14 protein-coding genes are annotated in these 12,091 nt (G+C 63.4%); 9 read left to right on the plus strand and 5 right to left on the minus strand.

From position 1 onward, the window contains the following. Positions 1 to 170 precede the first annotated feature (170 nt). The 4 genes from CRO06_RS06715 to CRO06_RS06725 all read left to right on the plus strand — a co-directional run bounded on the left by CRO06_RS06715 (position 171) and on the right by CRO06_RS06725 (position 2,136). Positions 171 to 722, plus strand: coding sequence for a DedA family protein (locus tag CRO06_RS06715; RefSeq protein WP_063142199.1), 552 nt, complete (start codon positions 171 to 173; stop codon positions 720 to 722). A gap of 237 nt (positions 723 to 959) precedes the next feature. Then, the gene (locus tag CRO06_RS06720; protein WP_022996899.1) at positions 960 to 1,583 is read left to right on the plus strand and encodes a glutathione S-transferase family protein; all 624 of its coding nucleotides are present in this window, start codon (positions 960 to 962) and stop codon (positions 1,581 to 1,583) included. A 44-nt stretch (positions 1,584 to 1,627) separates the two neighbouring features. Further along, complete coding sequence (locus CRO06_RS20035; RefSeq protein ID WP_179746507.1) at positions 1,628 to 1,834, plus strand: hypothetical protein; 207 nt, start codon at positions 1,628 to 1,630, stop codon at positions 1,832 to 1,834. Beyond that, complete coding sequence (locus CRO06_RS06725; protein ID WP_280522541.1) at positions 1,795 to 2,136, plus strand: methylated-DNA--[protein]-cysteine S-methyltransferase; 342 nt, start codon at positions 1,795 to 1,797, stop codon at positions 2,134 to 2,136. Before CRO06_RS20035 ends, CRO06_RS06725 begins: the two co-directional genes overlap by 40 nt. Here the strand turns inward: CRO06_RS06725 and gcvA are convergent, their stop codons facing one another. Then, entirely contained in the window at positions 2,137 to 3,030 is an 894-nt protein-coding gene (gene gcvA, locus CRO06_RS06730; protein ID WP_022996897.1) for a transcriptional regulator GcvA, read from the minus strand. A 175-nt stretch (positions 3,031 to 3,205) separates the two neighbouring features. Here gcvA and alkA point away from each other — a divergent pair, with 175 nt between their 5' ends. From alkA to CRO06_RS06745, 3 genes are all read left to right on the plus strand, one after another. Further along, a complete protein-coding gene (alkA, locus tag CRO06_RS06735) occupies positions 3,206 to 4,654 on the plus strand; it encodes a DNA-3-methyladenine glycosylase 2 (RefSeq protein WP_244902786.1) in 1,449 nt (482 codons plus the stop codon). Continuing rightward, positions 4,651 to 5,151, plus strand: a complete 501-nt coding sequence (locus CRO06_RS06740) for a methylated-DNA--[protein]-cysteine S-methyltransferase (protein ID WP_097058058.1) — start codon at positions 4,651 to 4,653, stop codon at positions 5,149 to 5,151. The genes alkA and CRO06_RS06740 overlap by 4 nt, the downstream gene beginning before the upstream one ends. Before the next feature lie 176 nt (positions 5,152 to 5,327). Continuing rightward, complete coding sequence (locus CRO06_RS06745) at positions 5,328 to 5,735, plus strand: VOC family protein (RefSeq protein ID WP_022996893.1); 408 nt, start codon at positions 5,328 to 5,330, stop codon at positions 5,733 to 5,735. Between the two features lie 7 nt (positions 5,736 to 5,742). Here the strand turns inward: CRO06_RS06745 and CRO06_RS06750 are convergent, their stop codons facing one another. Further along, entirely contained in the window at positions 5,743 to 6,963 is a 1,221-nt protein-coding gene (locus tag CRO06_RS06750; RefSeq protein ID WP_022996892.1) for an MFS transporter, read from the minus strand. A 284-nt stretch (positions 6,964 to 7,247) separates the two neighbouring features. After that, positions 7,248 to 7,982: a lipopolysaccharide kinase InaA family protein gene (locus CRO06_RS06755; protein WP_244902787.1), complete on the minus strand. Its 735-nt coding sequence runs from the start codon at positions 7,980 to 7,982 to the stop codon at positions 7,248 to 7,250. 194 nt (positions 7,983 to 8,176) lie between these two features. Between CRO06_RS06755 and CRO06_RS06760 the strand changes: the two genes are divergently transcribed. Further along, positions 8,177 to 9,535, plus strand: coding sequence for a DEAD/DEAH box helicase (locus CRO06_RS06760; RefSeq protein WP_080530318.1), 1,359 nt, complete (start codon positions 8,177 to 8,179; stop codon positions 9,533 to 9,535). A 29-nt stretch (positions 9,536 to 9,564) separates the two neighbouring features. After that, the gene (locus CRO06_RS06765) at positions 9,565 to 10,767 is read left to right on the plus strand and encodes a class I SAM-dependent rRNA methyltransferase (protein ID WP_055099364.1); all 1,203 of its coding nucleotides are present in this window, start codon (positions 9,565 to 9,567) and stop codon (positions 10,765 to 10,767) included. A 224-nt stretch (positions 10,768 to 10,991) separates the two neighbouring features. Here the strand turns inward: CRO06_RS06765 and CRO06_RS06770 are convergent, their stop codons facing one another. Both CRO06_RS06770 and CRO06_RS06775 read right to left on the minus strand, forming a co-directional pair. Beyond that, positions 10,992 to 11,606, minus strand: a complete 615-nt coding sequence (locus CRO06_RS06770) for a LysE family translocator (RefSeq protein ID WP_026948438.1) — start codon at positions 11,604 to 11,606, stop codon at positions 10,992 to 10,994. A gap of 52 nt (positions 11,607 to 11,658) precedes the next feature. Further along, positions 11,659 to 12,081 (minus strand): DUF411 domain-containing protein, encoded by a 423-nt coding sequence (locus CRO06_RS06775; RefSeq protein ID WP_097058059.1) that lies wholly within the window; start codon positions 12,079 to 12,081, stop codon positions 11,659 to 11,661. Positions 12,082 to 12,091: the final 10 nt, after the last annotated feature.

Consider the following 12,091-nt stretch of genomic DNA (forward strand, 5'->3'; position numbering starts at 1 on the left):
ATAAGTTTTTATTTTTGTTGGTAGGGGTGATCAAGGGCCGGGCCGCACGCGTGGCGCCATTATGGTGCAGGGCGCCGGGTCCGTTTTGGTGCTTTTCCGGAAGGGGGGCGTCAATTGTGCGGTGTCGGCAATCGGGGTAGGCTGCCGGCTTCCCCCTGCCGGCCTTCACCATGCTTCAACACTTCCTGGAACACTTTGGCTATCCCGCCCTGTTCGTGGGGACCTTTCTGGAAGGCGAGACGATTCTGGTGCTGGCGGGGTTCCTGGCGTTCCATGACTATCTGCGTCTGGATCTGGTGATATTCACCGCTTTCGCCGGTGCTTTTTGCGGGGACCAGCTCTGGTTTCTGCTCGGGCGCCACCATGGCCGGCGGTTGTTGCGACGTAAACCCCGCTGGGAAGCGACGGGCGAAAAGGCTTTGAGGCTGGTGCGGCGTCACCCTGATTTGTGGGTGCTCGGTTTCCGTTTCGTCTATGGCCTGCGAACCGTAATGCCGGTGGTGATTGGCTTGTCCGGCTACCCGCCGCGCCGGTATTTGCTTTTCAACGCTCTGGGCGCCGCGATCTGGGCGACGGCGCTGGGCTTCGCCGCCTTCCATTTCGGTACCTTGCTGGAAGGGCTGCTTGGTCATCTGAAACGCTACGAGTTTTATGTCTTGGGGGCGCTGTTTCTGATCGGTGTACTGATGTGGCTGTGGCGCTATTTTCGCGCACCCCGCTGACACAGGATTCGCTGCCAAGGCCGCTTCCCACAGAATGAGCGCTACGGAGCCGCCGTGGAACCTGCCTTGGCTGCGACCGGCGTGTAGGCGTGCCCGCCCTCAGCGGTGGGACATCCATGGTCCACGGGCCGCTTTAGCCTTTCTATACTCTGAGCTCAGTACATATCGTTTTCCCCGAGCCCGTGGTCCGGCTACCTTGCGATTCTGGTTTTTCTGACAGAGAAGCGAGCCGGGCCCATGATCACCGTATTCACGGATTCTTCCCCCAACGGCTTCAAGGTCACTATTGCCCTTGAAGAGCTGGGGCTGCCTTATACACTGGAACAGATCAATCTTCATGCTGGCGAGCAGCGCCAGTCGTCGTTCCTGGCAATCAACCCCCATGGCCGGATTCCCGTCCTGCGTGATGAACAAACCGGAGTGACGCTTTTTGAGTCCTCGGCGATCCTGTTGTATCTGGCGGAAAAAACCGGGCGCCTGCTGCCGGAGGCGTTGACGGCCCGTTGGGAAGCCATCAAATGGCTGCAGTTTCATTCCGCCAGCATGGGGCCGATACTGGGGCAGCGCGTGCATTTCGAGTTGTTCGCGCCGACCCGGTTGCGCGAGGCTATTGATCGTTACCGGAGCTTGAGCGAGGAAGCCTTCGCCACGCTGGACCGTCATCTGAGTAGCCGGGTCTTTCTGGCTGGCGACAGCTATTCCATCGCCGATATCGCCACCTTCGGCTGGACGCATATCGCCGTGATTTGCGGCTTCGGATTCGAGCACCATCGCCATTTGACACGCTGGCATGATGCCGTGGCGCGGCGGCCGGCGGTGCGGCGTGGCGTGATGCTGCCGGCACCGGCCACCGGGCCGTAACGCCACCTATAAAGATCAAGAACAGATTCCAAGGTGAATCGGGTATGACGTACAGGGCTGATGTGTTAACCACGCCGCTGGGGCCGATGATGGCTCTGGTCGATGATCAGGGCGCTCTGGTTCGTCTGGAGTTCGTTGATGGGCAGCACCATCCGGCCAGTGTGCATTGGCGCGGCCTGTCTATGTTCGGGATGCGGCGGCTGTCCGTCCTGTGGCGGAGCAACTGGACGCTTATTTCGCTGAGCAATTGACGGATTTCGACGTGCCGCTGGCGCCCCTGGGTAACGCTTTTCTGCAAGAGGCCTGGCGCCATCTGCGGCGAGTGCCCTACGGCACCACCATCTCCTATGGCGAGTTGGCAACGCGGCTGCCCCGGCCCACTTCGGCGCGGGCTATTGGCCGTGCCAATGCGGTCAATCCGATCGCCATTATTGTCCCCTGCCACCGGGTGATCGGTGCCGACGGCAGCCTTACCGGCTACGCCGGCGGGATCGAACGCAAGCAGGCTTTGCTTGAGCTGGAGCGCGCGCTGCCGCAGCGGAGTTTGTTGTGATCAGTCCTCGCCGCACGATGCCTCCTGTGCCAGCCATTCTCTGAAGAGTGTCATGGCCGGCTTTTCCTGTACCGAAGAAGGCCACACCAGATAATAGGCGAAATCCGATGGCCAGGGCTGATCCAGGGCCAGTACCAGCCGGCCGGCATCAATTTCCGCCCGGGCATGCACGTCCCGGATCAAAGCGAGACCCTGCCCGGCCTCCGCCGCCCGGATCAGCAGCAGCTCGTCATTGAAGGCGGGCCCCCGGTCGGCATGAGCCGGTTCGTTTATTCCCAGTGCCTTCAGCCACAGTACCCAGTCCGCCCGGTTGCTGTTTTGCAGTAATGGAAAGGCCAGACAGTCGGCGGGTTCCCGGATCGGTGGGCCCTGGGCCAACAGGGCGGGGCTGGCCACCGGCACCAGCACCGAAGCCATCAGTCTCTGGCACGCCAGCCCGGGATAATCGCCCAGGCCATGACGGATCGCCACATCCACCCGGTCGCGCTGAAAGTGGATCAAATCGGATGAGGCCTCCACGCGAACATCGATATCCGGGTGACGCTCGGTGAAGCGGCCGAGACGGGGCACCAGCCAGGAGGCGGCAAAGGACGGCGTGGTGCTCACGGTCAGTGTTTGCCGGGCGTTCCGGGCTTCCAGGCTGCCCAGGCTGCGTTCGATCTGTTCGAAGGCCTGGAGCAGGGCGGGATAAACCTGTTCGCCGGCTTCGGTGAGCTGCATGCCCTGGCGGGTTCGGATAAACAGAGGGGCTCCGATCCGCTCTTCGAGCTGTTTCAGTTGCTGACTGACGGCTCCGGGCGTAACCCCCATCACCCCGGCGGCGCGCTTGACGCTGCCATGGCGTCCGATTTCAGTGAAGGCGCGTAGGGCCAGTAACGGCAGAACCGCACTCATGATTTAGTTTGCCTATGTGGAATGTTTGAGAAAGATTGGATTGCTGTTCTTTCAAAAAAGGGAGTTTCTCTCTTTTGGTGTCATTTTGGAATTTAGTTTTTCTGAATAAAAAACAAAAATCTCGAGGTCCGAAAAGGGCGAGTAGCGGACGCCGCGGCGGGGTATGATCGATGCCATGTGGATTGACGATGATCAGTGTTATCAGGCCCTGCGCACCCGCGATGTTCGTTTCGACGGGCGCTTTTTCGTGGCGGTGTCCTCCACCGGCGTGTACTGCCGGCCGGTGTGTCCGGCGCGTCTGCCGAAGCGGGAGAACTGCCGCTTCTTCGCCAGCGCCGCGGCGGCGGAATCCGAGGGCTACCGTCCTTGTTTGCGCTGCCGGCCGGAACTGGCGCCGGGGGATGCCAGCGTGGACGCGAACCGGCGCCTGGCCAGACAGGCGGCGGAATATCTGGATGCCGGGGCGGGCGATGGGGAATCGCTGGCGGCTCTGGCCGAACGCCTTGGCGTCACCGATCGCCATTTACGAAGGGTTTTCCACTCCGAGTTCGGCGTGGCGCCGGTGGAATACGTGCAAACCCGGCGCTTATTGCTGGCTCGGCGCCTGTTGCGCGACACAGGCCTGACCATTACCGAGGTGGCGCTGGCCGCTGGTTTCAACAGTTTGCGGCGCTTCAACACTCTGTTCCGGGGGCGTTATGGCCAGCCGCCCTCGGCATGGCGACGGGCCGCGTCGGGGCGCCGTACCAGCGACGGCGAATTGGTTTTTCATTTGAGCTATCGGCCGCCCTTTGATTGGGAGGCGCTGCGCGATTTTCTCGCCGCCCGGGCCATTCCCGGAGTGGAAGGCATGGAGCGGGGGCAATACCGGCGTACCGCGTTGATCCGGCGTGGCGGCAACGTTCACCGTGGCTGGCTGACCGTGGCGCCGGGGCCGCGCAACGGACTCACGGTGACGTTGTCCGAGTCTCTGTCACCGGTGGTACCGGAGGTGTTGGTTCGCTTGCGCCGGCTGTTCGATCTGGACGCCCAGCCGGCGCTGGTGGCGCAACGGCTGGGTTCGCTGGCGGCGGCGCGGCCGGGGCTGCGGGTGCCGGGGGCCTTCGATGGTTTTGAAGCGGCGGTGCGCGCGGTGCTGGGACAGCAGATCACGGTCAAGGCGGCGCGAACCCTGGCCGGCCGGGTGGCGGCGTCACTGGGCGAGCCGCTGGACACGCCGTTCGAGGATCTGACCACCAGCTTTCCGGAGGCCGCCGTGGTGGCCGCCGCCGAGGCGGAAACGCTGGGATTGCTGGGCATCATCCGTGCCCGGGTTAAGGCGATCCAGGCGCTGGCCGCGGCCTGCGCCGAGGATCCCATGCTGCTGTCGCCGACGGCGGATGTGGAGCGTACCCTCGCCGAGCTCAAGGCTCTGCCCGGCATTGGTGACTGGACCGCCCAATATCTGGCGATGCGGGCGCTGTCCTGGCCGGATGCGTTTCCCGCCGCCGACCTTGGCGTGCTCAAGGCGTTGGGGGAGACTTCGGCGGTGGCGGTGAGACGGCGGGCGGAGGCCTGGCGCCCCTGGCGCGCTTATGCGGTGATGCATCTTTGGTTTAGCGGCCAGGAGAACAAGACCCCATGATCGAGTATCACGCTTTACCCACATCCCTGGGCGCCTTGTTGCTGGCGGCGGAAGACGACGCGCTGGTGGGCGCCTGGTTCGAAGGACAGAAATACCATCCCGACCCGCGACCCTGGCGGCACAACCCGGCCCATCCCCTGCTGTTGACCGCCGCCGAGCAGGTGCGCGCCTACTTCAGCGGGGAGCGCCGCGATTTCGATTTGCCGCTGGCGCCACGCGGGACCGAATTTCAGCGCCAGGTCTGGGGCGCTCTGAGGGAAATCCGTTGCGGGAACACCTCCACCTATGGCGAATTGGCGCACCGGCTCGGCCGGCCCCGGGCGGTACGGGCGGTGGGGGCCGCCGTGGGCCGCAACCCCTGCTCGGTGATCATTCCCTGCCACCGGGTGCTGGGTGCGAACGGCAGCCTGACCGGCTATGCCGGCGGTGTCGACCGCAAAGCCCGACTGTTGGCACTGGAAGGCGGCGGACCGGATAACGGCACCCTGTTCGATTGACCACGGCTGCAGGTTGATTCGCGAGCAAGCGCTCATGGTGGACCCACGAAAGCATCGCGAAGAACCGCTTGGGCAGGGACCGGACTTTTTTGTCGAAATCCGGAGGCGTGGTACGACTAACCGGGAAACGGCGGCTCCAGCCGTCTTTTTGACCACCACCTTGAGAGGTCCCGAACATGTCCAAAATGATTTTCGTCAACCTGCCCGTGGCGGATTTGCCTGCGTCCATGGCGTTCTATGCCGCGCTCGGCTTCGAGAACAATCCGCATTTCACCGATGACACCGCCGCGTGCATGGTCTGGAGCGAGTCGATCCACGTCATGCTGCTCACCCATGACAAATGGCGCTCATTCACCCAGAGGCCGATTCCGCCCGCCACCGCCAGTGAAGTGATGCTGGCGCTCAGCCTTGATGATCGCGAGGCGGTGGATGCCATGAACGACACCGCCGCCGCCCATGGCGGCACCGCCGACATCAATCCGGTCCAGGATCTGGGGTTCATGTACAACCGCAACCTGGCGGACCCGGACGGCCATGTCTGGGAGGCGTTCTGGATGGACCCGTCGGCGATTCCCGGGCAATAAGCCGGATTCAGTCGGCCAGGCCGGCGCAGGTTTGCGGGGGCGGTCGCTGGTAACGGCGGCTGCGATGCCCCAGGTAGACACCCAGGGCCAACACCACCGAGGTGGCGGCGAAAGTGGCCCGAAAGCCGCCGCTCCACTCAATGATCAACGAGGCGGCGGCCGGGCCGATCAGCTGGCCGACGGCGTAGAACAGGGTGACGAAACTCACCGCCACGGCGGCCTGATGGGGCGCCACGGTTTCGGTGGAGGCGGCCAGGATGGACGTGAACAGGCCGGAGATGCACAGGCCCAGAATCAGGAAGTGGGCGACGAACATGGGCTGTACCGGCCACAGCACCGGCAGGGCGGTGCCCACCAGCGACAGCGTCATCGCCAGCACCAGACTGTTGGAATAGCCCAGCCGGTCCGCCAGGCCGCCCCACAGCGGACCGGTGAACACGGACATGATGCCCATCATTGACACCAGATGACCGGTGGTCAGCGCCGGCACTTCCGACTCCAGGGCATAGCTGTACATGAACGTGGTCTGCACGATGTAGGTAAGACCCTGTACGCCGTACACCAGTCCCACCGTGATCACATGGGGATTGCGGAACACCGGCAAATCCTTGGTGCGTAGCTTGGGTCTGGCGGCGTTGGAATGGCCCAGAGGGTTGCGCAGAATCAGCACTGACATAATCAGCACCGCCAACCCGCCGGTGGCGAACAGCAGCCAGACATCGCGCCAGCCCTGCTCGGCGCTGCGTTCGGTCATGGCCGGAACGATCAGGCCAACCAGCAGCATGCCCAGCCCCACGCCACTGTTGGCGAAGCCGATCACCGCGCCGCGCCGGTGCGGGAAAGTGTTGGCCAGCAGCGAGATCAAAGGGGTGTAGCCGAAGGCCGTGCCCATGCCCAATACCAGCATCAACAGCAGGATCGGCACGAAGTCACTGGCGTGGGCGAGGCCGAAGAAGCCGCCGGTCACCAGCATGAGTCCGAGTACCACCGAAGTCTTGCCGCCGAAGCGGGCGGCGAACACGCCGGCCACCATCACCAGCAGCAAATAACCGAGGGCGTTCACCGTGCTCAGGTTCGCCGCCTGGGCGTTGCTCAGCCCCAGCCCGTCGCGCATGGCCGGCAGCACCAGACCATAGCTGAGGCGGGCAAATACCAGGATGGCGATGGTGCATAAAGCCCCGTTGATCACCATCAAGGCGAAGGGCGGGCGGCGGCGGAAAAACGGCATGGTGGCCTCGGATTGATCTGATGTTTTTATTCGTGCTCCCGGTTCGTCACCTCCGGTCGGGGAAGACGGATCAAGGCGCTTGCCATATTGGCTGCATTTGAGTGTAGCTCAACAAGTGGTGGTGGGCATACTGGTTGGTTTGATGGTCGATGAGTCCGTGGCGATGGAAAGGCTGGTCTGCGGGTGTTGGAGACATGGATTCACGCTGCATTCGCTGGCAAGCCAGCTTCCCACGGAGGCGTTACGAAGCCGCTGTGGGAAGCGGCTTTAGCAGCGAATGATGTTTATTCCCGCCCCTGGAAGAACCGTAAAACCTTGCGGATTCGCCGACGGTCCGAGTGATTGAGCCGGGAGCGGCCGGTATAGCGCAGATAAAAGCGCAGACGTTGCGTGCGGCTGAGAGTGTGCTTGGCGACTTTGTCCAGGCAGGCGAGATCCTTGATCACGCGGTAGCGCAGGAACGGGCCGAACCAGAAGCGTCCGGCGGGGCAATCAATGAAGAACACCCGGGGCGGGGTACCGGTAACCAGAATATTGCGCCACTTCATGTCGCCATGGCAGAAGCCCCGGGCATGCATGACACGCAGGCCGTCGGCGACCTGATCGGATACCGCGGCCACCCAGGCCCGGTCCCGCAGGCAGCCCGCGCCGGAGCGGGCCAGAGTGGCGAGATCGGTGCTGTCGGGGATACCCACGGTGATCAGGGCGCCCTGATGAAAGCGGCCCCGGCGCCGGCGGAAACCGGCGCCGACCACGTCCGGTACCGGCAGTCCCCAGCGACGGAACAGGTCCAGGTTGCGCCATTCCCGCTGCACTCGTGGGGTGCCGATCCAGTTGTGCAGATGGCCGCCGCCGTTACGGTACCGTTTGACGAAGAAGGTTCGCTCGCCACGGCGCAGGTGCACCACGTCTCCCATGGGGCCATCGGAGACCACCTGGCCCTGGAGTTGAAACACGGCGTCCAGACCGTCGAAAGCGTGTTGGTCCGGGGCGCTTTTGACCCACCATCTCATGGCCATGCCCGTCCCCTTGTATAAAAAGTCTCGCCCGAAAACAGCGTCTATTGTAACGCCGCGATCCGGGAAAATCCGGTGCTGGCGGGGCCGGCTCTCGCGGACACGGTAAAACCCCCTTAAAGCGGGCGCAAATCCGTTACACTACGCCTCTTGGCCCGACCGCTGGCGGGTGGGTAACGATGCGAGGAGAGAATGGCATGACGGGGTTCGCCGAACTGGGGCTGCATGAGCGCTTGCTTAAGGGCATAGAGGCGTGCTCGATGGAGACGCCCACGGAAGTGCAAAGCGAGGCGATTCCACAGGCGTTGGCCGGACACGATCTGCGTGTCACCGCCCGCACCGGCAGTGGCAAGACCGCCGCCTTCGCGCTGCCTTTGCTGCAACATCTGTTGCTGGAGCCCAAGCCGCTGGCTGGTACCCGTGCTTTGATCCTGTCTCCCACCCGGGAGCTGGCCAGCCAGTTGCAGAAACAGGTGCAGGCGCTGGCGGGATTCACTTTCATTCAGTCGGAAGTGGTCACGGGTGGCGAGGATTTCAAAGTCCAGGCGGCCCGCATTCGCAAGAATCCGGAAATCCTGGTGGGGACACCGGGGCGCCTGCTGGAACATCTGGAAGCGGGTAATCTGGCCCTGGCGGATCTGGCGGTGCTGGTGATCGACGAAGCCGACCGCATGCTCGATCTCGGCTTTGGCGAGGATGTCAGCCGTCTGGCCGCGGCCTGTCCGGAACAGCGCCACACCTGGCTGTTCTCCGCCACCCCGGGAGATGCCAACATGGAGCGCCTGGTGCGCGGCGTGCTGCGTGAACCCCGGGTTCTGGCGTTGCATACCGTCCGTGAAATCCACCACGGCATTCGCCAGCAGGTGATTACCGCCGACGACGCGGCGCACAAGGAGCGCCTGACCCAATGGCTGCTGGCCCACGAAACCTATGCCAAGGCCATGGTGTTCACCAATACCCGGGTGCAGGCGGATCGTCTCGGCGGGGTGCTGCGCGCCACCGCCCGCAACAAGGTTTATGTGTTGCATGGAGAGAAAGCGCAGAAAGAACGCAAACAGGCCATGGACCGTTTACGCAATGGTGATGTGGATATCCTGGTGGCCACTGACGTGGCCGCCCGTGGTCTGGATGTTTCCGGTCTGGATCTGGTGATCAATTTTGACATGCCGCGCAGCGGTGACGATTACGTCCATCGCATTGGCCGTACCGGCCGGCTTGGCGGCGAGGGGGTGGCGGTATCGCTGGTGAGTGCCAGCGAATGGAATCTGATGGCGAGCATCCAGCGTTATCTCGATCAGCAGTTCGAGTTTCGCATCATCGAACCGCTCAAGGCCCGCTATCAAGGGCCGAAGAAACGGCGCGCCGATGGCCGTGCGGTGGGCAGCAAAAGCAAAAAGCTGAAACGCAAGGCCGCCGCCAAAAGCGGCGTGAAAGGAACGAAAGCGGCGAAAGGCGCAAAGAAAGCCGCCAACCCCCGCCGTAAGGCAAAACCCGCCGCCCAGGAACTCAAGGGCGGCCATGCCACCCTCAAGCGCAAACCCCGTTCCCAAGACTGATTTGCGGTCCATTTCTTTAAGGTGCTGTCATGAGTGAATCGACCCCGGTGATCCGGTTGAAGAAAAACGAGGAACGCCGGCTCAAGGCCGGGCACGAGTGGATTTACGCCAATGAGATCGACACTCGCGAGCAGCCGCTGAAAACCCTGCCCGCCGGTGGCGCCTGTGTGGTGGAAGACCATCGTGGCAAAGTGCTGGGGCGGGCATTGCTCAGCCCCAACTCCCTGATCGCCGCGCGCCTGTACAGCCGCGATGTCCGTCAGGAACCCAGTAAGAGTTTCTTCAAGAAGCGCATTGCCGAAGCTCTGGCGATGCGCGATACCCTGTTTGCTGAACCTTTCTATCGGCTGATCTACGGCGAGGCCGACGGCCTTCCGGGGCTGGTGGTGGATCGTTTCGGCGATACCCTGGTGCTGCAGTGCGGCACCGCCGGCATGGAAGCGTATCTGCCTTTGCTGGTGGAAGCCCTGGACGCGGTACTGGAACCGGCTTGCATCGTTGTCAAAAACGACGCCTCCGTGCGCGCCCTCGAGGGTCTGCCCATTTATGTGCGGGCGGAAAAGGGCGAACTGCCGACGGTTTTGTCGCTGCGCGAGAACGGGGTGGACTTTCAGGCGCCACTGGCGGAAGGGCAGAAAACCGGTTGGTTCTTCGATCACCGTGCCGCCCGGGCGCGCATGGCGCCACTGGCGAAGGGCGCGCGGGTGCTGGATGTCTTTTCCTACTGCGGTGGCTGGGGCGTGCAGGCGGCGGTGGCCGGGGCTGGAGAAGTGACCTGTATAGACAGCTCCTCCACGGCGCTGGATTTCGTGCACGCCAATGCCGAGCGCAACGGTGTGGCGGATAAAATGCGGACCCTGGAAGGCGATGCCACCGCCGCCATGAAGCAACTGGTGAGCGACGGCGAAAAGTTCGATCTGGTGGTGCTGGACCCGCCGGCATTCGTCAAGCGGCGCAAGGATTTCAAGAACGGTCTGGCCGGCTATCACGCCATCAATGAGCTGGCGGTGCGGCTGGTGAAACCCGGTGGTTACTTCGTATCGGCGTCCTGTTCCATGTTGCTGCCAGCGGAGAAGCTGCTGGATGTGGTGCGCGCCAGCGCCCGCCACATTGACCGGCGTCTACAGGTGATTGGCTATGAAGGGCAGGGGCCGGATCACCCGATCCACCCGTCGATACCGGAAACCGCTTACCTGAAGAGCTGGTTCACCCGGGTGCTGTTCAAGGTCTGAGGCCGGACATACCGACCAGCGCATGAATTCACATGTTGCCACGAAGCCGCTGTGGGAGCTTGCTTGCAAGCGAATGTCCCAAACGTCGGAGGGCGAATTCGCCAGCAAGCTGGCTCCCACAGGCCCTGCCACGAAGCCGCTGTGGGAGCTTGCCTGCAAGCGAATGCCCAACGCCGGAGGGCCGTATTCGCCAGCAGGCTGGCTCCCACTGGCGGACATTGGAGTCATAAAGCAATCCGCGCCAGCACCGCCAAGGCCAGTCCCGCCAGAATCAGCGCGGTTCCTCTTTCCAGCCAGTCGTGATGCCGCGCCAGCCAGGCCGGCGCCGGCCCTCGCGCCAGGACCAGTGCGAACAGGCTGTACCAGGCGCCGTCGATGACCACGGCGGTGGTGGCCATCTGGATCCGCGCCGGGGTACCCATATCCGCCTCGATGAACTGGCTGAACAACGCCAGGAAGAACAGAGCCACCTTGGGGTTCAGCAATGCAATGAGGAAACCGTCGCGGGCGGCACCGTGAGTGGCTTGTACCTCGGCTTCGGGAGCCGGTCCGGCGGCGGCGCGCCAACTTTTCCAGGCCAGCCACAACAGGAACAGCGCCCCGGCCGCCGAGATCAGGGTTTCCAGCCAGGGGAAGCGGTGCAGCAGCGCCGCCAGTCCCGCCACCGAGGCCGCGGCGTAGACGGCGATGCCGCCGGCGTGGGCCAGACCGGCGGCGACCCCGCCGCGCGCACCGCTCAGCACCGTGTGGCGGGTCACCACCGCCAGACTGGCGCCCGGCGTCATCGCGCCGAACAGACACACCGCCGCGAGAATCAGCCAGGAATGAAGATCCAACATGCTATCGGCCCCCATGGCAAAGAGGGCATTTCAGTGCGCCGGGGCCTTGCCGTCAATATTGCGCGTAGACCCTGGTACCTTTGTCATCGAACAGCAGCACCTGATAGGGATCCTGGCGATCGCCCATTTCCATGCCGGGAGAGCCGATCGGCATGGCCGGCACGGTCAGGCCAACGGCCTCGGGCCGCTCTTCCAGCAGGCGTTTTACTTCCTTGGCCGGCACATGGCCCTCGATGGTATAGCCATCGATAAAGGCGGTGTGGCAGGAACCCAGTCCCGCCCGCAGCCCGGCTTTTTCCTTGATCGGTTGCAGGTTTTGGGTTTCGTGTACCTTCACGTCGAAACCGTTTTCGCGCATGTGCTCCACCCACTTGATGCAACAGCCGCAGGTGGGGGATTTGTACACCTCGAGGCTGGCGGCGGAGACGGCCATGCTGGCCAGGGTAAGGGCGGCGCCCAGCAGTAGTTTTTTCATGGTGCGGTTC

This window comes from Alloalcanivorax xenomutans, from assembly GCF_900217905.1.
GTDB lineage: Bacteria > Pseudomonadota > Gammaproteobacteria > Pseudomonadales > Alcanivoracaceae > Alloalcanivorax > Alloalcanivorax xenomutans.